The 23,004-nt window shown below is 72.4% G+C and carries 15 protein-coding genes; 10 read left to right on the top strand and 5 right to left on the bottom strand.

Translation table 11 applies throughout. The annotated features are described in order from the left end of the window. The first annotated feature begins 206 nt into the window (after positions 1-206). The 4 genes from AC5P1B_RS09720 (at position 207) to AC5P1B_RS09705 (ending at position 7,855) form a co-directional block, all read left to right on the top strand. Positions 207-2,192 (top strand): serine/threonine-protein kinase, encoded by a 1,986-nt coding sequence (locus AC5P1B_RS09720; protein WP_493886245.1) that lies wholly within the window; start codon positions 207-209, stop codon positions 2,190-2,192. A gap of 87 nt (positions 2,193-2,279) precedes the next feature. Beyond that, positions 2,280-4,079 (top strand): serine/threonine-protein kinase, encoded by a 1,800-nt coding sequence (locus AC5P1B_RS09715; RefSeq protein ID WP_493886244.1) that lies wholly within the window; start codon positions 2,280-2,282, stop codon positions 4,077-4,079. A 233-nt stretch (positions 4,080-4,312) separates the two neighbouring features. Continuing rightward, positions 4,313-5,950 carry a succinic semialdehyde dehydrogenase gene (locus AC5P1B_RS09710; protein ID WP_493886243.1) on the top strand — a complete coding sequence of 546 codons (1,638 nt, stop codon included), beginning with the start codon at positions 4,313-4,315 and terminating at the stop codon, positions 5,948-5,950. A 27-nt stretch (positions 5,951-5,977) separates the two neighbouring features. Continuing rightward, complete coding sequence (locus tag AC5P1B_RS09705) at positions 5,978-7,855, top strand: GMC oxidoreductase (protein ID WP_493886242.1); 1,878 nt, start codon at positions 5,978-5,980, stop codon at positions 7,853-7,855. Positions 7,856-8,592: 737 nt separating this feature from the next. Here AC5P1B_RS09705 and AC5P1B_RS09700 read toward each other — a convergent pair. After that, on the bottom strand, positions 8,593-9,618 hold the full coding sequence (locus AC5P1B_RS09700) for an LAETG motif-containing sortase-dependent surface protein (protein ID WP_493886241.1): 1,026 nt from the start codon (positions 9,616-9,618) through the stop codon (positions 8,593-8,595). Between the two features lie 1,124 nt (positions 9,619-10,742). Further along, on the bottom strand, positions 10,743-11,135 hold the full coding sequence (locus AC5P1B_RS09695; RefSeq protein WP_493886240.1) for a chorismate mutase: 393 nt from the start codon (positions 11,133-11,135) through the stop codon (positions 10,743-10,745). Positions 11,136-11,391: 256 nt separating this feature from the next. Here AC5P1B_RS09695 and guaA point away from each other — a divergent pair, with 256 nt between their 5' ends. Further along, positions 11,392-12,990, top strand: coding sequence for a glutamine-hydrolyzing GMP synthase (gene guaA, locus AC5P1B_RS09690; protein ID WP_493886239.1), 1,599 nt, complete (start codon positions 11,392-11,394; stop codon positions 12,988-12,990). 387 nt (positions 12,991-13,377) lie between these two features. After that, positions 13,378-13,938: a DoxX family protein gene (locus tag AC5P1B_RS09685; protein WP_493886238.1), complete on the top strand. Its 561-nt coding sequence runs from the start codon at positions 13,378-13,380 to the stop codon at positions 13,936-13,938. Between the two features lie 24 nt (positions 13,939-13,962). Here AC5P1B_RS09685 and AC5P1B_RS09680 read toward each other — a convergent pair whose 3' ends face one another. Continuing rightward, a complete protein-coding gene (locus AC5P1B_RS09680; RefSeq protein WP_493886237.1) occupies positions 13,963-14,373 on the bottom strand; it encodes a hypothetical protein in 411 nt (136 codons plus the stop codon). Continuing rightward, positions 14,370-15,725 (bottom strand): PspC domain-containing protein, encoded by a 1,356-nt coding sequence (locus tag AC5P1B_RS09675; protein WP_493886236.1) that lies wholly within the window; start codon positions 15,723-15,725, stop codon positions 14,370-14,372. Before AC5P1B_RS09675 ends, AC5P1B_RS09680 begins: the two co-directional genes overlap by 4 nt. 380 nt (positions 15,726-16,105) lie before the next feature. Between AC5P1B_RS09675 and AC5P1B_RS09670 the strand changes: the two genes are divergently transcribed. From AC5P1B_RS09670 to AC5P1B_RS09655, 4 genes are all read left to right on the top strand, one after another. Then, a complete protein-coding gene (locus AC5P1B_RS09670) occupies positions 16,106-17,935 on the top strand; it encodes a serine/threonine-protein kinase (protein WP_493886235.1) in 1,830 nt (609 codons plus the stop codon). Between the two features lie 246 nt (positions 17,936-18,181). Next, a complete protein-coding gene (locus AC5P1B_RS09665; RefSeq protein WP_493886234.1) occupies positions 18,182-19,441 on the top strand; it encodes a PspC domain-containing protein in 1,260 nt (419 codons plus the stop codon). Beyond that, positions 19,438-20,139, top strand: coding sequence for a LuxR C-terminal-related transcriptional regulator (locus tag AC5P1B_RS09660; protein ID WP_493886233.1), 702 nt, complete (start codon positions 19,438-19,440; stop codon positions 20,137-20,139). Before AC5P1B_RS09665 ends, AC5P1B_RS09660 begins: the two co-directional genes overlap by 4 nt. 268 nt (positions 20,140-20,407) lie before the next feature. Further along, positions 20,408-22,018, top strand: a complete 1,611-nt coding sequence (locus AC5P1B_RS09655) for an ABC-F family ATP-binding cassette domain-containing protein (protein WP_493886231.1) — start codon at positions 20,408-20,410, stop codon at positions 22,016-22,018. A 157-nt stretch (positions 22,019-22,175) separates the two neighbouring features. Here the strand turns inward: AC5P1B_RS09655 and AC5P1B_RS09650 are convergent, their stop codons facing one another. Then, positions 22,176-22,949, bottom strand: a complete 774-nt coding sequence (locus tag AC5P1B_RS09650; protein WP_493886230.1) for a methyltransferase domain-containing protein — start codon at positions 22,947-22,949, stop codon at positions 22,176-22,178. Between the last annotated feature and the right edge of the window lie 55 nt (positions 22,950-23,004).

Below are 23,004 nucleotides of genomic sequence, written 5' to 3'. Positions count from 1 at the left end.
GTACGGCGCCATCGACTGTGGCGGCCTCCGTCGGCTTCGGCCGGGTCAGGGCCTGATGCGTGTTAACCGCCTTATGCGACAACAACCGCCATATACAGCCGTGCGATTGATGGGCCAGGGCGCACCGGAGGCGCCCGGCCCGGGGACCCGGTGGTCCGCGGGGTCCGGGGCGGTCCGGCCTGGTGACGGTGAGGCAAGATGGGCCCATGGGTAGCTTCGGGGGCGACGGCCGGCTGATCGCCGGCCGTTATCGGCTGGTGTCACGTCTCGGCCGGGGCGGCATGGGCATGGTGTGGCGTGCCGATGACGAACTGCTGGGCAGACAGGTGGCGGTCAAGGAGCTGCACCTGGGCGAGGGGCTTTCCGCGCTCGACGCCCAGCTCCAGCGCGACCGCACGCTGCGCGAGGCCCGTACCGTCGCCCAGATCAAGCATCCCAACGTGATCGTCCTGCACGACGTCGTGGAGCAGGACCAACGCCCGTGCATCGTCATGGAGTTGGTCGACGGGCGCTCCGTCGCCGACCAGCTTGTCCAGGACGGCCCGGTCGGGCCGCGCGAGGCGGCGCGGATCATCGCGGCGGTGCTGGACGCGCTGCGTTCGGCACACGCGCGCGGCGTGCTGCACCGCGACATCAAACCCGCCAACGTCCTGATGGAGTCGGGCACCGGGCGGGTCGTGCTCACCGACTTCGGCATCGCCCAGGTGCACGGGGTCACGACGATCACCGAGACCGGCACCTTCGTCGGCTCGCCCGAGTACACCGCGCCCGAGCGGATGTCGGGCCGCAGGACGGGCCCCGAGTCGGACCTGTGGTCGCTCGGCGTCTTGCTGTGCGCGCTGGTCAGCGGGGAGTCACCGTTCCGGCGGGACTCGCTGGGCGGTGTGCTGCACGCCGTCGTCTTCGACGAGATACACCCGCCCGACGCCGCCGGGCCCCTGGCCCCCGTCGTGCGCGGGCTGCTCGACCGGGACCCGGAGCAGCGGCTGGACGCGGACACGGCCGACCGGCTGCTCCGGGCGTACCTGGACACCGGGCAGCAGCCGGTGATCCAGCCGGGAGCCCGCGCGGCGAGCTCCGCGGCGCCGCGCGGCGGGAACGCCCGGACCGGCCGCTCCCGGGATGTGAGCGCCGCCCCCGCCCCGCCCTCGCACGCCGCGCCGGACATACCCGGCCGGCCCGACGCGCCGGGGCAGCCCGCGCGGCAGACGCACCACGCCCAGTACGCACAGCAGGCACCACCGCCCGCGCGGGTCCGGCCCACTCCGTACGGACAGCCCGACGCGTACGCGCAGCCGGACCCGTACGCACAGCCCGCCGCGCACGGCGGGCCCGCCTCGTACGGCTACCCCGGCCCGGTCGGCTCCCCGTACGGGGAGGGGGCCGCCCCCGTGGGGCAGGGCGGCGCACCGCCGACCGGCCCGGCCGACGGGCGCGGCGGTCCCGGTGGCCAAGGGGGCCAGGGCGAACAGGGGCAGCGCGGCCGGGCGCGTGCCGGGCGCCCGGCACGTGGTCGTATGGCGGTGATGGTGGCCGCCGCCGTGGTGGCGCTGGCGGGTGTGGCCGGGGGAGCCCTGACACTGCTCGACCGGACCGGCGATGGAGACGGCGGCTCCGCGGCCGGAGCCAGGGAGCCCGGGGACGGTCAGAAGGACGGGAAGCAGACGGGTAAGGGCGGCGGGAGGGGAGAGTCGGCGGGCTCGCCGCCCCCCGCCGGTGAGGCGCCGACCGGGTCAGGCTCCGTTCCGCAGGGGTATGAGCTGTTCGACGACCCGGCGGGGTTCAAGGTCGCCCTGCCCAAGGGCTATACCCGCGACTACGAGGCGCCCCGCGTCTACTACTACTCACCCGGCAAGGCGTTCAGGATCGGTGTCCATCCGCAGTCGCTGGACCCCCGGGGGCCGGTGCGGGTGATGCGGGACGCGCACGCGGAGGGCCCGCAGCGGTACGAGGGCTACCGGGACGGCAAGGTCACCGAGACGACGCACGCGGGGCGTCCGGCGGGCTTGTGGGAGTTCACCTGGGACGGGACGGCGGGGGACGGCGGGACGCGCGTCACCTATGACCTCAGCTGGGACGAGGGGGGCCAGATGTACGACGTGTGGGTATCAGGCCCTATCGGCAAAAAGGCCGAAGCAAAGCGACATTTTGATGCCGTCGTCGCGAGCTTCGACCGGCCGGGCGCTAACTGACCTCCGTGGCAACGGCTTTGTCACCATCGTGTGCACGAGCCAGGGCCCGCTGGCCACCCGGCGGCGGCGCGAGGTAATGATTAGGCCATGACGAACGATGGGGGACGGGCGAACGAGCCCACGAGCTATGGGCTGCGACCGCCGCAAGGAGCACAGCCCCCGGCCGCTCCGGGCCCGGCGCCGGTGCCAGGGCAGGGCGCTGGGTACCAGGAGGACCAGAGCGCGCGGCGTGACCACGTCCCGTACGCGGCGCACGGCGCCCCGGGCCCCGACCCGCGCGCCTACGACCCGAACGCCGGCGGCGGCCCCCAGGCGTACGAGCCGACACAGCTCGCCGGGCTGCCCGGCCCCGGCGGCGCCGCCGCGGGGACCGTCGCCGCCGACCCGGACGCGGGGCGGCTGATCGGCGGCCGCTACCGGCTGACGGCGCGGCTCGGGCACGGCGGCATGGGCACCGTGTGGAAGGCGCACGACCAGGTGGTCGACCGGGACGTCGCGGTCAAGGAGCCGCGGCTGCCGGACAGCCTGCCCGAGCGTGAGCGGCAGACGGTCTACCAGCGCATGCAGCGCGAGGCGCGCGCCGCCGCCCGTATCAACCACCCCGCCGTGGTCACCGTGCACGACGTGGCCGTCGAGGACGGCCGCCCGTGGATCGTCATGGAGCTGGTGCGCGGCCGCTCGCTCGGCGACGTGCTGGCGGAGGGCACGCTCGACCCGCGCGAGGCGGCGCGGATCGGCCTGGAGGTGCTCGGCGCGCTCTCAGCGGCGCACGAGGCGGGCGTCCTGCACCGCGATGTGAAGCCGGACAACGTGCTGCTCGGCCAGTACGACCGGGTGGTGCTGACGGACTTCGGCATCGCGCAGGTCGAGGGCGAGCAGGGGCTGACGGAGACCGGCGCGTTCGTCGGCTCCCCCGAGTTCATCGCGCCCGAGCGGGTGCTGGGGCAGCGCCCCGGCCCGGAGTCGGACCTGTGGTCGCTGGGTGTCGTGCTGTACGCGGCGGTCGAGGGCATGTCCCCGTACCGACGCTCCAACCACCCCGCCACCCTCCAGGCGGTGCTCTCGGCCGAGCCGCAGATGCCCGCGCGCGGCTCCGGCGCGCTGGGGACGCTGATCATGCAGCTGCTGCGCAAGGAGCCGTCGGCGCGCCCGACGGCCGCCGAGGCACGGCAGACGCTGGAACAGGTGGCACGCCCGGCCCCGCAGCCCGCGACGCTGTTCGCCGCGGGCGGCACGGCGCCCGGCCAGGGGCAGCGCGGCGGCGGCTCCCGGGTCCTCCCCGGCTGGCTGAGGTCCAGCCGCAAGGCCCAGTTCGGTCTGGGAGGCGGTGTGCTGGCGGCCGCGGTGGCGCTGGTGCTCGTCATCGCCAACCCGTTCGGCGGCGGGGACGAGGCGCCGGACGGCTGGAAGACGGTGGACGCGGAGGAGCGGGTCAGGGCCACCGTCGCGGCGCCGAAGGACTACGCGCTCAGCGAGAACGAGAACGAGATCAAGCTCCTCGACCCGGGCAAGGTCTTCACCATCACCCTGCGCAGGGACGCCGTCACCGAGGAGGGCGACAGCGACACCGCGCTCGGCGAGGCCAACGCGCACCTCGCGAACTACAAAGAGGACTACTACGAGCACGGCATGGCGAGCGGGACGATCAACGGCACGGTGCGGGCGACGACGTACAAGGGCGCGAAGGCAGCCGAGCTGACCACCACGTTCACCACCAGCGACTCCACCAACCCGCGGAACCTCCGCCGCCGCGAGCTGCACTACATGAACGGCAACGACGTGCAGTGGCAGCTCGTCGTCGAGATGCCCGCCAAGGGCAAGCCGAGCGACGAGGGCGAGAAGCTGTTCAAGGACGTCGTGAAGAACCTGGAGATCAAGGATCTGTGACGTCGGCCGGGAGGGGCGGACCCCGCCCCTCCCGGCCGGAGGCGGCCGGTGAAGGCGGCGGCGAATATGCGGCTGGCAGCTGCCGAAACGACGTGCCGGACCCTGCCCGCTACCCGGAAAGCGCGCTGACCAGGGCTACTGGGCCAGTGATTGCTGGCGCGATCGTGGCGGGTTGGTGAAAAGGAGTTACCGCCGGGTACCCAAACGGGCCGAGCGGGCATACGCTCACCCGCATGACGGACTCGAAGGGCACCACGCAGGTCACAGCGAGCACCACATCCACCGCCTCCGGAAACCCGGTCTTCACCGCCCCGTCGGGGACGCGCACGGCGGCCGATGTGGTGACCCCCGAGCTGGTGTCCCGGCTCACCCGCGACGTCGTCGGCGACGGCCGGACGCTGAGCCACACGCCCCTCACCGGCGAGAAGCTCGCCGACCTGCCCGAGTCCACGCCCGAGGACGTCGCCACCGCGTTCGCGCGCGCCCGCGAGGCGCAGAAGCTGTGGGCGGCCCTGCCGCTGCGGCAGCGCGCCGCCGTACTGCTGCGCTTCCACGATCTCGTCCTGAAGCGGCAGTCCGAGGTCCTCGACCTCATCCAGCTGGAGACCGGCAAGGCCAGGCTGCACGCCCACGAAGAGGTCCAGGCGGTCGCCATCTCCGCCCGCCACTACGGGCGCAAGGCAGCCGCCTACCTGAGCCCCAAGGGCCGGGTAGGTGTCATGCCGACCCTCACCAAGGTCACCGAACTGCGCCAGCCGCGCGGCGTCGTCGGCCAGATCGCCCCCTGGAACTACCCCTTCGAGCTGTCCGCCGGTGACGCGCTCCCCGCCTTCGTCGCCGGTAACGCCGTCGTCATGAAGCCGGACACCGAGACCGCGCTGACCGCCCTGTGGGCGCGCGAGCTGCTGATCGAGGCCGGGCTTCCGGCCGGGGTCTGGCAGATCGTCCTCGGCGAAGGGCCCGTGATCGGCCCGGCCATCGTCTCCCACGCCGACTACGTCTCGTTCACCGGCTCCACCCGCACCGGCCGCGAGGTCGCCCAGGGCGCCGCGGCCCGGCTCGTGGGCTGCTCCCTCGAACTCGGCGGCAAGAACGCCATGATCGTCCTTGCGGACGCCGACCTGGACAAGGCGGCGGCGGGCGCGGTGCGCGGCGCCTTCTCCTCCGCGGGCCAACTCTGCGTCTCCATCGAGCGGTTGTACGTCCACGAGTCGGTCGCCGACGAGTTCCTCACCCGCTTCGCCGCCCGTACGAAGGCGATGCGGCTCGGCGCCGACCTCGCGTACGGCGCCGACATGGGCTCCCTGGTCTCCGACCGGCAGCTCAGCACCGTGACCCGGCACGTGGACGAGGCCGTCGCCAAGGGCGCCACCGTCGTCGCGGGCGGCCGCGCCCGCCCCGACATCGGCCCCCTCTTCTACGAGCCGACCATCCTCGACGGCGTCGAGTCGCCGATGGCCGTCTGCACCGAGGAGACCTTCGGGCCCGTCGTCTCGATCTACCGCTTCTCCGCCGAGGAGGAGGCCATCGATCTGGCCAACGCCACCTCCTACGGGCTCAACGCCAGCGTCTGGACAAAGAACGGCGGCCGGGGCCGCGCGGTGGCCGCCACGCTGCGCGCGGGAACGGTCAACGTCAACGAGAGCTACGCCGCCGCGTACGGCAGCGCCCAGGCCCCGATGGGCGGCATGGGCGACTCGGGCCTCGGCCGCAGGCACGGCAGCGAGGGCGTCCTGAGGTTCACCGAAGCGCAGACCGTCGCCCAGCAGCGGCTGCTGCCGCTGGCCCCCGCGTTCGGTCTGACCGATGAGAAGTACGCGCAGCTGATGACTCGTGGCCTGCGCGCCATGAAGGCATTCCGGCTCCGCTGAGCCGCACGTTCCTACGGAGGTACCTCAGTGTCACGGGACGACTCTGCCGACAACTCCGCCCCGGCGGCCCCCGCCGACCCAGCCGAGCTTGACGACGCCGCGTACGACTACGACGTCATCGTCATCGGCTCCGGCTTCGGCGGGTCCGTCACGGCGCTGCGCCTGAGCGAGAAGGGCTACCGCGTCGGCGTGCTGGAGGCGGGCCGCCGCTTCACCCGCGAGACCCTGCCGAAGAACTCCTGGGACCTGCGCAACTACCTGTGGGCCCCGGCACTCGGCCTCTACGGAATCCAGCGCATCCACATCCTCGGCAAGGTGATGGTGCTCGCGGGCGCCGGTGTCGGCGGCGGCTCACTCAACTACGCCAACACCCTGTACGTGCCGCCGCCCGCGTTCTTCCAGGACGCGCAGTGGGGCCACATCACGGACTGGCAGGAGGAGTTGAAGCCGTACTACGACCAGGCCCAGCGGATGCTCGGCGTACGGCTCAACAAGACCCTCACCCCCTCCGACGTCCATCTCAAGGACGCCGCAGAGAAGATGGGCGTCGGCGACTCCTTCCACATGGCGCCGGTCGGGGTCTTCTTCGGCGACGGCGACGACGCGAAGGCGGACGGCGCCAAGGACGGCGTGCGGGCCAGGCCGGGGGAGACCGTCGCCGACCCGTACTTCGGCGGCGTGGGGCCCGACCGCAAGGCGTGCACCGAGTGCGGCGAGTGCATGACGGGCTGCCGCCACGGGGCGAAGAACACCCTCAACGAGAACTACCTGTACCTCGCCGAGCGCGCCGGGGCCGTCATCCACCCGATGACCACGGTCGTGGGCCTCGCGGACCACCCGGAGGGCGGCTACCGCGTCGCCACGGTCCCCACCGAGACGAAGCGCAAGGCCAAGGCCAAGGCCAAGGACCAGCCGCGGACGCTGCGCGCCCGCCAGGTCGTCGTCGCCGCCGGTACGTACGGGACGCAGACCCTGCTGCACACGATGCGCGACCGGGGCGAGCTGCCCCGGCTGTCCGAGCGCCTCGGCTCGCTGACCCGCACCAACTCCGAGGCCATCCTCGGATCGCAGACCACCGACCGGCGCTACCGGAAGATCAGCGGCGAACGCCGCGTCGACTTCACCAAGGGCGTCGCGATCACCTCGTCGATCCACCCCAACGCGACGACCCACATCGAGCCCGTCCGCTACGGCAAGGGCTCCAACGCGATGGGCTCGCTGTCGATCCTCCAGTTCCCGCACCGCGAGCGGGTGCCGAACTGGGTGAGCTTCCTCGCCGCCAACCTCAGGCACCCCACGCTCGCCGTACGCGCTCTGTCCAACCGCCGCTGGTCCGAACGCACCATCATCGGCCTGGTCATGCAGACACACGACAACTCGCTGACCACCTACCGCAAGGAAAAGGGCCTCGGCAAGGGCCTGCTCACCGCCCGGCAGGGGCACGGCGCGCCCAACCCCGACTTCATACCCGAGGGTGCCGAGGCGGCGCAGCTCGTCGCCGAGTCCATCAACGGCTTCGCGGGCACGAACGTCGGCGAGCTGATGGGCACCCCGCTGACCGCGCACTTCTTGGGCGGCTGCCCGATCGGCACGACCCCGGAGAACGGCGTCATCGACCCGTACCACCGCCTGTTCGGCCACCCGGGCATCCATGTCGTGGACGGCGCGGCGATCACCGCCAACCTGGGCGTCAACCCGTCCCTGACCATCACCGCCCAGGCAGAGCGAGCCATGTCCCTCTGGCCCAACAAGGGCGAACCCGACGCCCGCCCCGCCCAGGACCGCCCCTACCAGCGCCTGTCCCCTGTGGAACCCCACACCCCAGCCGTCCCCAAGGACGCCTTCGGCGCCCTTGACCTGCCGTTCGTCCCCCTGCCGAAGCTCCCACCGAAGGCCCAGGTGTAGGAGACCGCACCGCCCTGCGGTCGACGCCCCGCCCTGCGGTCGACGTCGCGGCCGGAGCGGTGGGGGCTTCGTCGCGCGGCGGCGGGCTACTCGGACGCGGAGGGGCCGGTGTCAGCGCGCTGGCGGACGCAGACCGGACAGATCCAGGCACGGCCGAGGACCCGTACCAGCCTGGTCGTCGGGTGGTCAGGACAGGTCCGTTCGCTCGTGGCGTGGGCTGGCGCGGGGCGTGCGAGGTAGCCCGCGAACCAGCGACGTCCGGTGTCATCCCTCTCCATCGTCCTCATCCTGCTGTTCCGGCTCAGGCTCAGCGGCGGTGATGATCTCCTCGTTGAGAAGGTCGTACCCGTTGAGGTGGTTCTCGTCGCCCATGGCGGCCCCCGGTGGTCGGCTATGCCCAGCGTCCAGCGGCGTCCCGTCGCCATCAAGGGCGGCGCGGGGGCGCGTTGGGGTGACCCGGGACCACGCGCCGGCCGAGGCGCTCGGGGCGCGGCGCCCCGCCCCCCAGGTTGCCTCCTTCAAGCCCGTCCGGCGTTTGAGGACGAATCCCTGAGCGCGGCCCGGCCGCTCGCCAAGCTGGGGAAACAGCCGCGGGCAGCCGCCGGGGGGCACGGCGCCCCGCCCCGCCCCGCGCGGGCCGGGGCAGCCGGGGAAAAGCAGTGGTCGCGTGGTCCTCGTCCGGGGACGAGGACCACGCGACCACACACCACCACGGCTGCGCCGCGGCAGCGAACCGCTTAGGCCGTCGCGCCGGCCTTACGGCGCCGGACGACGACGATCGCGCCCGCGCCCGCGACCATGGCTACGCCGCCGATCATGGCGATCGTCGGCAGGCTGGACGACGAGCCGGTCTCGGCCAGCTCGCCCTCCGGGTGGATCTCCTTGTCACCCTGCGGCTTGGCAGGCAGCGACTTCTTGCCGCCCTGCGGCTTGGCGTCGGGGACCTCGCCCGGCACCTGCGCGGAGGACTTCAGGACCTCGAAGTCGTAGTACTCGCCGGTCGAGAAGACGCAGTTGCCCTCGTCATCCGCGTACACACCGATGGACACGGCGTAGCCGAAGCCCACGGGCGCGCTCTTGGCGACGCTGAGCCGCAGGTCGAGGTTCAGCGTCTCCTTCGGGCGCACCTGGGTGTACCCGATGTAGCCCTGGCCCTCGTCGTCCTCGCTGGTGGAGATGGTCGCCCACGCGCCGGTCTTCGGGTCCTGGTACTGGAGGGTCAGGTACCTGCCGGTGCCGTCCTGGTCGCTCGCGTGCGAGGTGCCCGCGATGATCCCCAGGTCGACGCGCTGGTAGGAGCGGTCGGAGTTGTTCTTCACGGTGAACTTGAACCCGTGGTACCCGCTGCCGGCGACGACCTTCGACGGCAGACCGGTGAGGGTGGTGGTGAGCTCCGGGTCCTCGCTGTAGTCGCCGTCCGTGCACGGGGCGGGCTCCTCCGACGGGTCGGAGGTGGAGGTGGGCTTGCCCGTGGGAGTCTCGGTCGCCGGCGGCGTGTCCGTCGGGGTCGGCGGAGCCGTGGTGGTCTCCGTGTCCGTGGGGGTCGCCGTGGTGGGCTTGCCCGTGGGAGTGTCGGTCGTCGGCGGAGCGTCGGTCGGCGTGGAGGTGTCCGTCGGCGTGGGCGCGGTTGTCGTGGCCTCCGTGGCCGTGACAGAGGGGTCACCCGTAGGGCTGTCGGCGTAGGCGACGGGCGCGGCCAGCAGGGCGGCGGGGACAATGGCCGCCGTGACCGCAGCGGACGCAAGGACGCGGCGAAGCTTCATGAGACCTCTTCTGGGTCCAAAGGTGCGGCTGGGGACAGCGGCACCCGTGTGGAAGGCCGTCGCGGTGGGGGCGCGTGATGGCCGTGCGTTTGCACGTACATGACCAGTGGTCGCCGTCAAAGGTTGCTCACAGAAAGGTCACAACCGGCAGTGACCTGGCTCACTTGGCGGCACATCGGCACCGCGCCCACCAGCCGACGCGGCCTGCGGGGCGGGCGGTGAGAGCCGCGCGCACGCGTGTGCGCACCCGCACGTGTGCGCGCACGCGTGCAGAAAGCGCGGCCATGCCGCCCCGCGCGCCCACACCCGCGCGCGGGCGCATGGCAAGGGCCCCGTGGTCGCCTGCGGGGGGTGCTGGCAACCACGGGGCCCTCGGGGTTCAGCATCGGCGACAGGGCAGCGCCGGTGCTGAGGGGCGGCGCCGGGGGGTGCGCCGCTGGTTCTGAGGTCCTTGATGAAGAGGACGCTGAGGGGTAGAGCTGTCCGCTGTACGAGGTGCGCTGGCGCGTACCGTCCGGGGGCTGGTCAGGCCGTCGAAGGTAGGAGAAAGCACGCGAAACAGGACGCTGCGCGGTACGGAAGTCTCGCCTTGCATCGTGGTGGATACGTCTCATCCGGCGCAACAGTTTCGACCGGATGTGGTGCGAACCGGGTGCGGTCGGTTCCAGGCGTCCCCGGAACCGACCGTCCTTGGTGACGACCGGGCTGCTGTCCCCTGCTGACCGGTCGCCCTGACCGAAGCGAGGTCCCACGACGCGCACCGCCTGAGTCACCACAGGGAGCACGTCTCATCGCTTCGGTGATCCGTCCTGCCGCTGCTGGGCGCCCAATGAACAGGAACGGAAGCCACGCGTGGTGTGAAGCCGCTCCTGGCTGGCGCGGACACCCAGCCCAACGAATACCCGCGCGCGCCGGTCACGCGCCGTACGGGTGACGGCGCGCGGAACACGGCGACTAAACGATTCCGCACGTACCCCGTCCGCGCCACGTCCGAGCCGCGCGCGTCCGCCGTGCGTAGTCCGTCCGCGCCCGCCGGTGGACGGGTGGGACCCGCGCCCGCCGGGGGCAGGTCGGCCCCGCGCCCGCCGGTGCGCGGGTCAGGTCCGTACCCGCCGGTGAACGGGTCAGACGCGTCCACGGGACAGCTCAAGCAGCGTCATGGCGAGCGTGGTGCCCGGCTTGCCCAACTGGTCGCGGTAGTGGCTGAGGATCTCCAGCTCGCGCGCGAGGTTCACGCGCCGCCCACCGGAGGCGATCCTTTCGCGCTGGATGACGGCCGAAACGGCGATCCGCTCCTGGACGAGTCCGATGATCCGCCCGTCCAGGTCGTCGATCCGCTCCCGGGCGCCGGTGATCACACCCGCCGCCGCTTCGGTGCGCGCGCCGGTGTCCCGTGCGCCGCCGGGCTGAGCGGCCGTGGCTGCGGTGGTGCCTGTGGCTGTGCCTGTGGCCGTGGTTGTCGCGGAGCCTGGGGCTGTCGGGGTCGCTGTGGCCGCTGTCACTGTCCGCGTGCTCATATCCGTGTCTCCTGGGTCCTTGATTGAGGCCCCTGAGCCGATGGCCAGACCCGGAAGACAGCAAGCGCCCCGGGCCTGTTCGGCCCGGGGCGCCTGGGAAGTCGTTTGTCAGTTGATCAAGCAGCACGACCATGGCAGCCGGACGGGCCGGTGCCATAGGTAAAGCGGAAGGTGAGCTGCTTGGACATGGGGCAGAGTATGCGCCCGTTAGAATCGAAAGTCCAACCCCCTGTACCACCGCCGGAAGGCCGCCCCAGTGCCATCAGCGACTCCAGCTGCCGCCCACGCCGACGCCCCGGACCCCGTCCTCGTCGTCGACTTCGGCGCGCAGTACGCACAGCTCATCGCCCGCCGCGTGCGCGAGGCACAGGTGTACAGCGAGGTCGTCCCGTCCACCATGCCGGTGGCCGAGATGCTCGCCAAGAAGCCGAGGGCGATCATCCTCTCCGGTGGGCCCTCATCGGTGTACGAGGAGGGCGCGCCGACCGTCGAGCGCGACCTGTTCGAGGCCGGGGTCCCGGTCCTCGGCATGTGCTACGGCTTCCAGCTGATGGCCACCTCGCTCGGCGGCACCGTCGACGACAACGGTGCCCGTGAGTACGGCCGTACGCCGCTGACCGTCGCCAAGACCGGCTCCACCCTCTTCGAGGGGACGCCCGGCGAGCAGTCCGTCTGGATGTCGCACGGTGACGCCTGTTCGGCCGCGCCCGAGGGCTTCACCGTGACCGCGTCGACGGACGTCGTGCCGGTCGCCGCGTTCGAGAACGACGAGCGCAAGCTGTACGGCGTCCAGTTCCACCCCGAGGTCATGCACACCACGCACGGCCAGCAGCTCCTTGAGCACTTCCTCTACCGGGGCGCGGGCATCGAGCCGACGTGGACCCCCCGTAGCGTCGTCGAGGAGTCGGTCGCCGCCATCCGCGAGCAGGTCGGCACCAAGCGCGCGATCTGCGGGCTGTCCGGTGGGGTGGATTCCGCCGTCGCCGCCGCCCTCGTCCAGAAGGCCATCGGCTCCCAGCTGACCTGCGTCTACGTGGACCACGGCCTGATGCGCAAGGGCGAGTCCGAGCAGGTCGAGAAGGACTTCGTCGCCGCGACCGGCGTACAGCTGAAGGTCGTCGACGCCGAGGAGCGGTTCCTCACCGCGCTCGCCGGGGTGTCCGACCCCGAGCAGAAGCGGAAGATCATCGGCCGGGAGTTCATCCGGGTCTTCGAGCAGGCCCAGGCCGAGCTGGTCGCCGAGGCGGGCGACGCGGGCGAGGACGTCGCGTTCCTGGTGCAGGGCACCCTGTACCCGGACGTGGTCGAGTCCGGCGGCGGCACCGGCACCGCCAACATCAAGTCCCACCACAACGTCGGCGGTCTTCCCGAGGACCTGGAGTTCGAGCTGGTCGAGCCGCTGCGCAGGCTCTTCAAGGACGAGGTCCGGATGGTCGGCCAGGAGCTCGGCCTGCCCGCCGAGATCGTCCAGCGCCAGCCGTTCCCCGGCCCGGGGCTCGGCATCCGCATCGTCGGCGAGGTCACCAAGGAGCGCCTGGACCTGCTGCGCGACGCCGACGCCATCGCCCGCGAGGAGCTGACGGCCGCCGGGCTCGACCGCGACATCTGGCAGTGCCCGGTCGTCCTGCTCGCTGACGTGCGGTCGGTCGGCGTCCAGGGTGACGGCCGCACCTACGGCCACCCGGTCGTGCTGCGCCCGGTCTCCTCCGAGGACGCGATGACGGCCGACTGGTCGCGCCTGCCGTACGACGTCCTGGCGAAGATCTCGACGCGCATCACCAACGAGGTGGACGAGGTCAACCGCGTGGTGCTGGACATCACCAGCAAGCCCCCGGGCACCATCGAGTGGGAGTAGCCCCCTCAGCGGAGTGACAGTGATCCGCTCCCCCCGCAGCACACCGGCCGCGCCGCCCCCGTCCCCACGGAGGCGGCGCGGCCGTGTCTCCGGGGACGAGTGGGGCGCCGCCTCGGGCTTGACCTGCCGTTCAGTTCAACTTCTACGTTGGTCCCGTCAAGGCGAGCCTCGACCGGCGACGGCGGCGGCCGCAGCGACCTCGACTGACCGTCCGATGGCGCCCCACGCCGCTCCACGCCCGCTGCCCCGGCCGCCGAGGACCGGGGCGGCGCGCGGATGAGCACGACGCCGTTTCCGTACGTATGTGTGCCACGTAGGCCCGAGCGAAGCGCATGCTCGACGACACGAGGACACTGGATGACGCGCGGCGACGGAGAGGCACGTGTCATGGCACACGCGGATCGGACACTCGGCGGAGGAGCCAGCGGCGGGCTGGGAGGCGGGCTGGGCGGCGGACCGCCCGGAGGCGGGTGGGGCGGCGTGATGTCGCGGTACGCGCTGCTGCCGCTACGGCTGTTCCTCGGTGTCACCTTCATCTACGCCGGGCTCGACAAGCTCACCGACCCGGCTTTCATGTCCGACCGCGGCGCGGGATCGATTGGCGAGACCATGCGCTACGCGCGCGACTCGGCGGCCATTCCCGACCTGGTCGACCTCGCACTCAAGGACCCGACGGGCTTCGGCTACGCCATAGCGTGCGGGGAGATCGCTGTCGGCCTCGGCACGCTCTTCGGTCTGCTGGCCCGGCTGGCGGCGCTCGGCGGCGCGCTGATCTCGCTGAGCCTGTGGCTGACGGTCACCTGGTCGACGGAGCCGTACTACTACGGCAACGACCTGGCCTACCTGATGGCCTGGATTCCTCTGGTACTCGCGGGAGCGCCGAGGCTGTCCCTGGACGGGGTTCTCGCCAACCGCCGCCGACGCCAAGGCTCCCACCTCTTCGGCTGACTCCGCCGCCTCCTCGGGCGCGCCTCAGCGAGGCCCGGCTCCCTCGGACTCCGGCCCTTGCCGGGACTCCGGTTCGTCATCCGGTTCGTCACCGGGCTCTCCATCCGGCTCTCCCTGGCGTCGCGCCCGCAACGCCTCATGTTCGCGCCGTAGCTCCTCCATCGGCAGACCAGGCAGACCAGGCAGGTCAGGAGGCGCGGACGTGGGCGGGGGCGAGGAGACGGGGACCTGGTGGCGGCCGCGCCGCCTGCGCCGTCCCGCGTACGTCACGGCGGCCACCAGCCCCGCCAGGCACAACCCCCCACCCAGCACCGGCAGGAGCACGAACGGCTGCGGGTCCCACCGCCCGGCCGCGTCCAGTGCGTAGCCGAGGCTGACCGCGAGGACGGTCACCCCGGCCAGCAACTTGCCCGGTTCGAACGCGTGCCGGTTCATGGCTGCACCACCGCGACCTGGCCCATGCCGACGTGCAGGTCGAGCACCAGCGTGCCGCGCGTCTTCGACGCCGGGAGCGGCTTGCCGCCCGGCCCGCTCGGCGGGATTGTCAGCACGCGTTCGCGGCTGGGCGAGACATCCACGTCCTCCTCCGGTTCGCCGGGCAACTGGACGTCGCCGAGGCCGACCTTGACCGTCAGCCGCAGCGTCACATCGTCGGGCACGGTCACCTTCAGTTTTCCCGCGCCGACCGACGCGTAGGTGGCCGCTGTGCGGTCGCGTCCCGGCCGCGCGCCGGTGAGGTCGAGTGCGGCGTAGCCCGTGCCCAGTTCGTACCGGTCGAGTACCGCCGTAGCCGACTGGGGCCGCCAGGTCCGCTCCTGCCAGTCGGCGGTGACGGATTTCGGCAGCGCGGCCGCCCCCGCCAGCAGGGCACCGGTCAGCACGACCGAGACGATGGTCCCGCCCCTCGTCCGCCCGTACAGGCTGCTGACCACGAGCCCGAGGCCGAAGACGGCCAGCGCGGCGGCGAGACCGATCTCCAGGCTGGTGCCCAGGGGCTGCGTCTCCCATGCGGCGGCCGTGCCGGCCGCCGCCGCGCAGAGGGCGAGCAGGAACGTACGGCCGCCGACCGACTCGCCCCTGGTCACGTCGCGGGCGGGCGCGGCACCGGCCGTCCGCTCGTCGTACGGGCCGTCGTCCGGGCCCCACAGGTAACCGGTGCCCGACGCCTGCCCGCTGCCGGGCAGCCCCGTCGTGCCGTCCTTGACGATCGGGTCGCGCCACCACGACGGGGCACCGGGCACGGGCGGTGCCAGTGTCTCCGGGGGCGCGTCGGCGACCGTCTGAGCGGTCGCCGGGTCCACGGCGCCGTCGCTCTCCGCGTGCCGCCGGTGCCGCGACCAGTACCCCGCTCCCACGGCGGCGAGCGACAGCATCATCGAGAACGCGACCACGCTGCCGTTGTTGAGCATGGACAGGAACAGCCCGCAGCCCACGAGCGCGGTCAGCACGGCCGTCAGCGCCGAGCCCTCCACCCGCCCCGACAGCAGCCGCCTGCCCTCGTTCTCGTCCTCCCCGTACTGCGGGATGAGCAGCCACGCGAAGCCGTAGGCGACGAGCCCGACGCCACCGGCGACGCCGAGGACGGCCAGCACCACCCGGAAGATCACCGGGTCCAGGTCGCAGTACCGGCCGAGCCCGCCGCACACCCCCGAGACCACCTTGTGCTCGCGGCTGCGCCGCAACGGCTGCCGGTCGCGGGGCTCGGCTTCCACGGCCGTCGCGCCGCAGGCCGCCGCCGGGGGACTCGCGGCGCCAGCCTCGACGGGGGGCGGGGGTGCATCGGTCATACGTACATGGTGTCAACCCGGCGGGCCCACCGGCATCCGCCATGACCCTGGACGTTCCCTGAAATCGCCCCTGAGACGAGCGGCCCCGGGAGGGGGCCGTCCCGGCGCCGGAAAGATCGATCCCGACGGCGAGAGCGTCCAGATCCTGACGGCGAGAGCGTCCATGGGACGCGCGCGTGCCCGCGCGGGTGTCGACCCCCGGCCTTCGGACGTTCCGGTCAGAACCCCATCAGAGCGGACGCCTGGCCCGGCGTCGCGCGCCGCCCGCGGCGTACGCCGGGCGCCACATGGTCTTAAGAGGCGGTTCGGCGCCGGTAACCGGCAACGGGGCGGCTATCGTGGCGGGTCGAACGCGACCGGGGGAAGCAGAGGGGTGTGCGGTGTCGGACGAGGGGCGGTTGGTCGCCGGGCGCTACCGGCTGGCGGAGCGGATCGGCCGCGGCGGCATGGGCACCGTCTGGCGGGCCGTCGATGAACTGCTCGGACGTCAGGTCGCCCTGAAGCAGCTGCACATCTCGCCGTATCTCGCGGAAGACGAGCTGGCGACGCTGTACGAACGCACGCGCCGCGAGGCGCGCAGCGCGGCCCGCATCACCCATCCCAATGTGGTCGTGGTGCACGACGTCGTGGATGACCGCGGGATGCCGTGCATCGTCATGGAGTACGTGCCGTCGCAGACCCTCGGTGATGTGCTCAAGCGCGAGGGCCCGCTGCCGCCCGAGGAGGCCGCCCGCGTGGGGCGCGGGATGATCGCGGCGCTGCGGGCGGCGCACGCGGCGGGAGTGCTGCACCGCGATGTGAAGCCCGGGAACGTGCTGCTCGGAGCGGAGGGCCGGGTGGTGCTCACCGACTTCGGCATAGCGATGGCTTCCGGCACGTCCACCCTGACGAAGACCGGCGAACTGGTCGGCTCCATCGACTACGTGGCGCCCGAGCGGGTCAGGGGCGGCAAGCCGGGCCCCGCCTCCGACCTGTGGGCGCTGGGCGCGACGCTCTACCAGGCGATGGAGGGGCGGCCGCCGTTCCGTAAGGACACCGCGTTCGAGGCGGCGTACGCGATAGCCACCGACGAGCTGCCGCCGCCGCTGGCCGCCGGTACGCTCGCGCCGCTCGTACGGGCCCTGCTGGCCAAGGACCCGGAGGCGCGTCCCGACGCCCAGGACGTGGAACGGGCGCTGCGGGCCGCCGCGGCCGAGGCCGAGACGGAGCTGCTGCGCCCGCCCCTGCTGGCGGACGACGCGGGCACCGGCGACCCCCGGTCACGTACGGGCACGAGAGCGGGCACGAGCGCGACTACGGGCACGGGCACGAACGCCGAAACAAACGTTTCCGCGAGCCCGCCCACAGGCCCGGCCGCGAGCCCGCCCACAGGGCCGGGCTCCCCGGGCAGCGGCCCCGTGAGCTGGCCGTCGGCGAACAGGCCCGCCGGGCCGCCGCCTCACAGGGCGGGGGAGACAGCCCCCACCCACCGGCAGAGCGGCACCCGCGTCCCGGACCCCCGTACGCCCGCACCCGCGCCCGCCGGTCCCGCCCCCCAGGGCGGGCGGCGGCGCGGCAAGGCGGTGCTGTGGAGTGCGGTGGCCGTGACACTGCTGGTCGCCGGTGTGGGCGCGGTGCTCGTCTATCTGGCGGGTGACAGCGACGGGGGTGGTACGGAGCGGGCCGACGCGACCAGGTCCCCGTCGAGCCGACCCGAGGACGACGGCAGGACGAAGCCGGAGCAGTCACCGCTTCCCCCGGCGCCGGACGGCTTCCACCTCGTGCACGAGAAGGAGCTGGGCGTCGCCTTCCCCGTCCCCGACGGTTGGACCAGGAAGTCGGGGACAGGCGAGCAGGTCGATTACGTGGACCCCACGAAGCGCGTCAACATCAAGATCAACGCCTTGGACTTCGCGAGCCCGGACCACCTGGAACACTTCGAAGACGTCGAGGCGGACCTCAAGGCCAAGGAACCGACGTACGAGCGGCTGCGCATGCAGCGCACGACGTTCCGGGGCGAGCCCGCGGCGGTGTGGGAGTTCTCCTTGAAGGGAGAGGTGCGGCCGTATCGCGCCATCGACCTCGGCTTCGGCAAGGAGGGCGAGGAGGAGTACGCGATCTACGTGTCGGCTCCGAGCGCGGAGTGGGCCCAGTACCGGCCGCTCTTCGACACGCTCAAGGACGGCTTCCGTACCGCCGACGACCTCAAGAACGAGGACAAGCCCGAGTAGTCCGGCACGGGCCTGAGCAGACCAGTCACGCACGGTCGGTTGTTGTCGGTGTGGTCGGTCGGTGCGGTGGGTGTGGTCGGTCCGCTGGGTCCGCTGGGCGGGCCTGGCTCGGACCGGGCGAGACGGGGAGAGCCTCCGTCCGTGGTGAGCCACGGTGATCCGCGATGGTCATCCGGGTTCCCGTCAGGGGGCTGATCAGGGTCAGCCCTGATGCCCGGCGCCTGTCAGCCGTGTGACGATCGGGGCATGACCGCCGCAGCGACCACGACCGAGCCGCCCCCGCGCAAGCTGTACCGCAGCGCTGAGGGCCGGATGCTGGGCGGCGTCGCGCGCGGCTTGGCCGGACACCTGGGGCTGCCGGTCTCGTGGGTGCGGATCGTGTTCGTCGTGCTGCTGATGGCCGAGGGGTTCGGCGTGCTCGTGTACGCCCTCTTCTGGTTCGTGGTGCCGCTCGGCGTCGGCGGGGTCGACGGGGCCCGGCTTCCCCCTGCCCCGCCTGCCGGAGGCAAGCGGCGGCTGGCCCGCAGGCCGGAGAAGGGGCAGATCCTCGCCCTGATCGCGGTCGTGATCGGGATGTCCTTCTTCGTCACCAACTTCGAGCTGGGCCGCGCCAACACCTACATCTGGCCGCTGATGCTCATCGGCGCGGGCGTCACCCTGGTGTGGCGGCAGGCGGACAACTCCCGCCGCGCGCAGTGGGTCGAGCTGAGCCGCCGCAAGCAGGTGCTGCCCATCGCGCGCGGCGCGGCGGGGGTCGCGCTGGTCTGCGTGGGAGTCACCGGCATCGTCGTGATGCAGGGCTCAGCCCGGCACTTGGGCGCTGTGCTGCAAGCGGCGCTCGCCGTGCTCGTCGGCATCGCGCTGCTCGCGGGCCCCTACCTGGTACGGATGGCGCGGGACCTGTCCGACGAGCGGCTGATGCGCATCCGCGCCCAGGAGCGCGCCGAAGTCGCCGCCCACGTCCACGATTCCGTCCTCCACACGCTCACCCTGATCCAGCGCAACGCGGAGGACCCGCGCGAGGTCGCCCGGCTGGCCCGGGCGCAGGAGCGCGAGCTGCGCGCCTGGCTGCACAAGCCGGAGGGCAGGGGCAAGGAGGAGGCCGACGAACCGACGACCCTCGCCGACGCGGTCAAGCGTGCGGCGGCGGATGTGGAGGACTATCACGGGGTGCCGGTCGAAGTGGTGTGCGTGGGCGACTGCCCGCTGGACGACCGGCTCGTGGCACAGATACAGGCCGCGCGCGAGGCAATGGTGAACGCGGCCAAGTACGGTGGCGAGGGCGGCGCCGTCCAGGTCTACGCCGAAGTGGAGGGGCGCACGGTCTTCGTCTCCGTACGGGACAGGGGCCCTGGCTTCGATCTGGACTCGGTGCCGGACGACCGGATGGGCGTACGCGAGTCGATCATCGGCAGAATGCAGCGCAACGGCGGCACGGCGCGGCTTCGCTCCGCGCCGGACGGGGGCACCGAAGTGGAACTTGAGATGGAGAGGGTCGCGACATGACCGAAGGCGTCACGGAGACCGGCAGCGCGGCCGAGGGCCGCCACGTCAGGGTCGTCCTGGTCGACGACCACCGGATGTTCCGCACCGGTGTGCAGGCGGAGATCGGCCAGACGGACCAGACGGGCGTGGAGGTGGTCGGTGAGGCCGCCGACGTCGACCAGGCCGTCACGGTGATCACCGCGACCCGCCCCGAGGTCGTCCTCCTCGATGTGCACCTGCCCGGCGGCGGAGGCGTCGAGGTCCTGCGCCGCAGCGCGGCGATGATGGGGGACGCCACGCGCCCGGTGCGCTTCCTGGCGCTGTCCGTCTCCGATGCGGCGGAGGACGTCATCGGCGTCATCAGGGGCGGCGCGCGCGGCTACGTCACGAAGACCATCACCGGCACCGACCTGGTCAACGCCATCTTCCGGGTCAGGGACGGTGACGCGGTCTTCTCCCCCCGGCTGGCGGGCTTCGTCCTCGACGCCTTCGCCTCCACGGACGCGCCCCCGGTGGACGAGGACCTGGACCGCCTCACCCAGCGCGAGCGCGAGGTGCTTCGTCTGATCGCGCGCGGCTACGCGTACAAGGAGATCGCGAAGCAGCTGTTCATCTCGGTGAAGACGGTCGAGTCCCACGTCTCGGCCGTGCTGCGCAAGCTCCAGCTCTCCAACCGCCACGAGCTGACGCGCTGGGCGACCGCGCGACGGCTGGTCTGACGCCGCAGTTCTGACGCGGCAGCTTCATCTGATGCGGAGGTGGCACCGGCTCAGCCGCTGAGCCGGTGCCGTACGCCACGCAGAAAAAGACGTACAGCCCGCAGCGCGCCGGTAAACGCCCAGGTCACAGCGGTGCGCGCGGAAATCGCAGGCGTTTCCCGGGCGGTTGCGGTTACGGTGGTCGCATGTCTACGCCCCGAGTTTCCTAGCTCAAGGACCCGCTTTCACGCCAGAAGTGTGTCCTTTTGCTTTCTCGGAGCGTCATTCCATGATTACCGTTCGCGGTGCCGACGTGCGCGTCGGCGCCCGTCTGCTGTTGTCCGACATCTCCTTCACCGTCGCCCCCGGCGACCGGATCGGTCTGGTCGGCCGTAACGGCGCGGGCAAGACCACCCTGCTGAACATCCTGGCCGGGCAGGCCCGCCCCGCCGCCGGGACCGTGGCCAGGACCGGCGACGTCGGCTATCTGCCGCAGGACTCGCGCGCCGCCGACCCCGCCGTCACGGTCACCGACCGGATTCTCTCCGCCCGGCACCTCGACCAGGCGGTCCGTTCGTTGCGTACGGCCGAGACCGCGATGGCCGACGCGGCGACGCCCGCCGCGCAGGAGCGGGCGATGAACGCGTATGCCCGTGCGGAGGCCGCCTTCCAGGCCGGTGGCGGGTACGCGGCCGAGGCCGAGGCGGCCCGGGTCGCCGCCGGGCTCGGGCTGCCGCTGCGGGTCATGGAGCAGCCGGTCGGCGAGCTGTCCGGCGGGCAGCGGCGCCGAGTCGAGCTGGCCCGCATCCTGTTCGCCGGCGGCGACGGCACACTGCTGCTGGACGAGCCGACCAACCACCTGGACGCCGACTCGGTCGCCTGGCTGCGCACGTTCCTGCTGGGCCACCAGGGCGGCCTGGTGCTCATCAGCCACGACACCTCACTGCTGGCCGACAGCGTCAACCGGGTCTTCCATCTCGATCCGCAGCGCATGACGGTCGACGTGCACAACACCGGCTGGGCCGCCTACCTCGCCCAGCGCGAGGCGGACGAGCGCCGCCGCACGCGTGAGCGGGCGAACGCCGAACGCAAGGCGGCTTCCCTGCATGCCCAGGCGGACAAGATGCGTGCCCGGGTGGCGACGGCCGTGGTCGCGAAGAACATGGCGCGCCGGGCCGACCGGATGCTCGCCGACCTGGAGCCCGCGCGGCGTACGGACAAGACGGCCAAGATCCGGCTGCCGGAGCCCGCGCCGTGCGGGCGGACGCCGCTCGGAGCGGTCAGCCTGGCCAAGTCGTACGGCGGGCGCCAGGTTCTCAGCGGGGTCGATCTGGCCGTGGACCGGGGGGCCCGACTGGTGGTCCTCGGCCTCAACGGCGCGGGCAAGACCACCCTGCTCCGGCTGCTCGCCGGGCGGGAAACCCCCGACAGCGGCAGGGTCGTCCACGGGCACGGGCACGGGCTGCGGCTGGGCTACTTCGCCCAGGAGCACGAGACCGTGGACGCCTCCCGTACGGTCCGGGAGAACCTGGCGGCCGCCGCGCCCCACCTCACGGACGGCGAGGTGCGCCGCGTGCTGGGCGCCTTCCTGTTCACCGGGGACGACGCGGACAAGCGCGCCGGGGTGCTCTCCGGCGGCGAGAAGACCCGTCTCGCGCTGGCCGGACTGGTCCACTCCGGGGCGAACGTCCTGCTGCTGGACGAGCCGACCAACAACCTCGACCCCGCCTCCCGCGCCGAGGTCCTGGGCGCTGTGGGCACGTACCCCGGCGCGATGGTGATGGTCACTCACGACGAGGGAGCCATCGCGGCCCTGCGCCCCGACCGGGTCCTGCTGCTGCCGGACGCGGACGAGGACCTGTGGAGCGAGGAGTATCTGGATCTGGTGTCCCTGGCGTGACGCGCGGCGGGTGGCGCGTGAGGCGGAGGGGAGTCACGCGCGGCGCGCCTACTGCGGCCGCCGGGCGGCGGCCCGCCACCGGCGGCAGGAGCGCGCCGCCCACGGCAGCGGTCCGGCACTCGATGTGCCGGGCCGCAGGCCGGTGCGGTGTGCCGGTTCAGGCGTGACCGGGCTTGCGGAGCTCGATGAGGGTCCGGGACGAGTGGGCGACGAACGGGCCCTCGGCCTCGATCTTCGCGTGCAGCGCCCGCAGCCGGTCGCGGTACGCCTCCACGGTGAAGCCGGGCACGGTCCAGAGCACCTTGCGCAGGAAGTACACGACCGCGCCGACGTCGGAGAACTCCATCCGCAGCCGCTCCACGCGTACGTCCACGACCTCAAGACCGGCCTCCTCCGCCTCGGCGGTCTCCACGTCCGGGTGGCGTTTGCGGCGCAGCTCAGGGCCGAGCGGGCCGAGGAAGAACTCGATGAGTTCGAAGACGGTCTCGGGCCCGACGTGCTGCGCGAAGTACGTGCCGCCGGGCTTGAGCACCCGGGCGATCTCCGACCACCACACGGTCGCCGGGTGGCGGCTGGTGACCAGGTCGAACGCCCCGTCCGCGAAGGGCAGCGGCGGCTCGTCCGGGACCGCGACGACGACCACGCCGCGCGGCTGGAGCAGCGTGGTGGCCTTGGCGGCGTTCGGCGGCCACGACTCCGTGGCAGCCATCGCGGGCGGGAACGCCGCCGCCCCGGCCAGCACCTCCCCGCCGCCGGTCTGGATGTCCAGGGCGGCCGACACGGAAGCGGCGGCGAGGCGCCCGCTCAGCAGCCGCTGATACCCCCAGGAGGGCCGCTCCTCGGTCGCCCGCCCGTCCAGCCAGGAGAAGTCCCAGCCGTCCACGGACACCGAACCGGCCTCGGCTACAAGATCTTCGAAGGTGCGTGACATAACAGCACTTTTACCCGCGAAATTGGTGAAAGACAAAGAGGTCCTCTGGCTTGAC

Source organism: Streptomyces sp. A01 (assembly GCF_059026195.1).
Note: the sequence above shows the minus strand (reverse complement) of the source record. Positions and strands in the feature narration are given on the sequence as shown.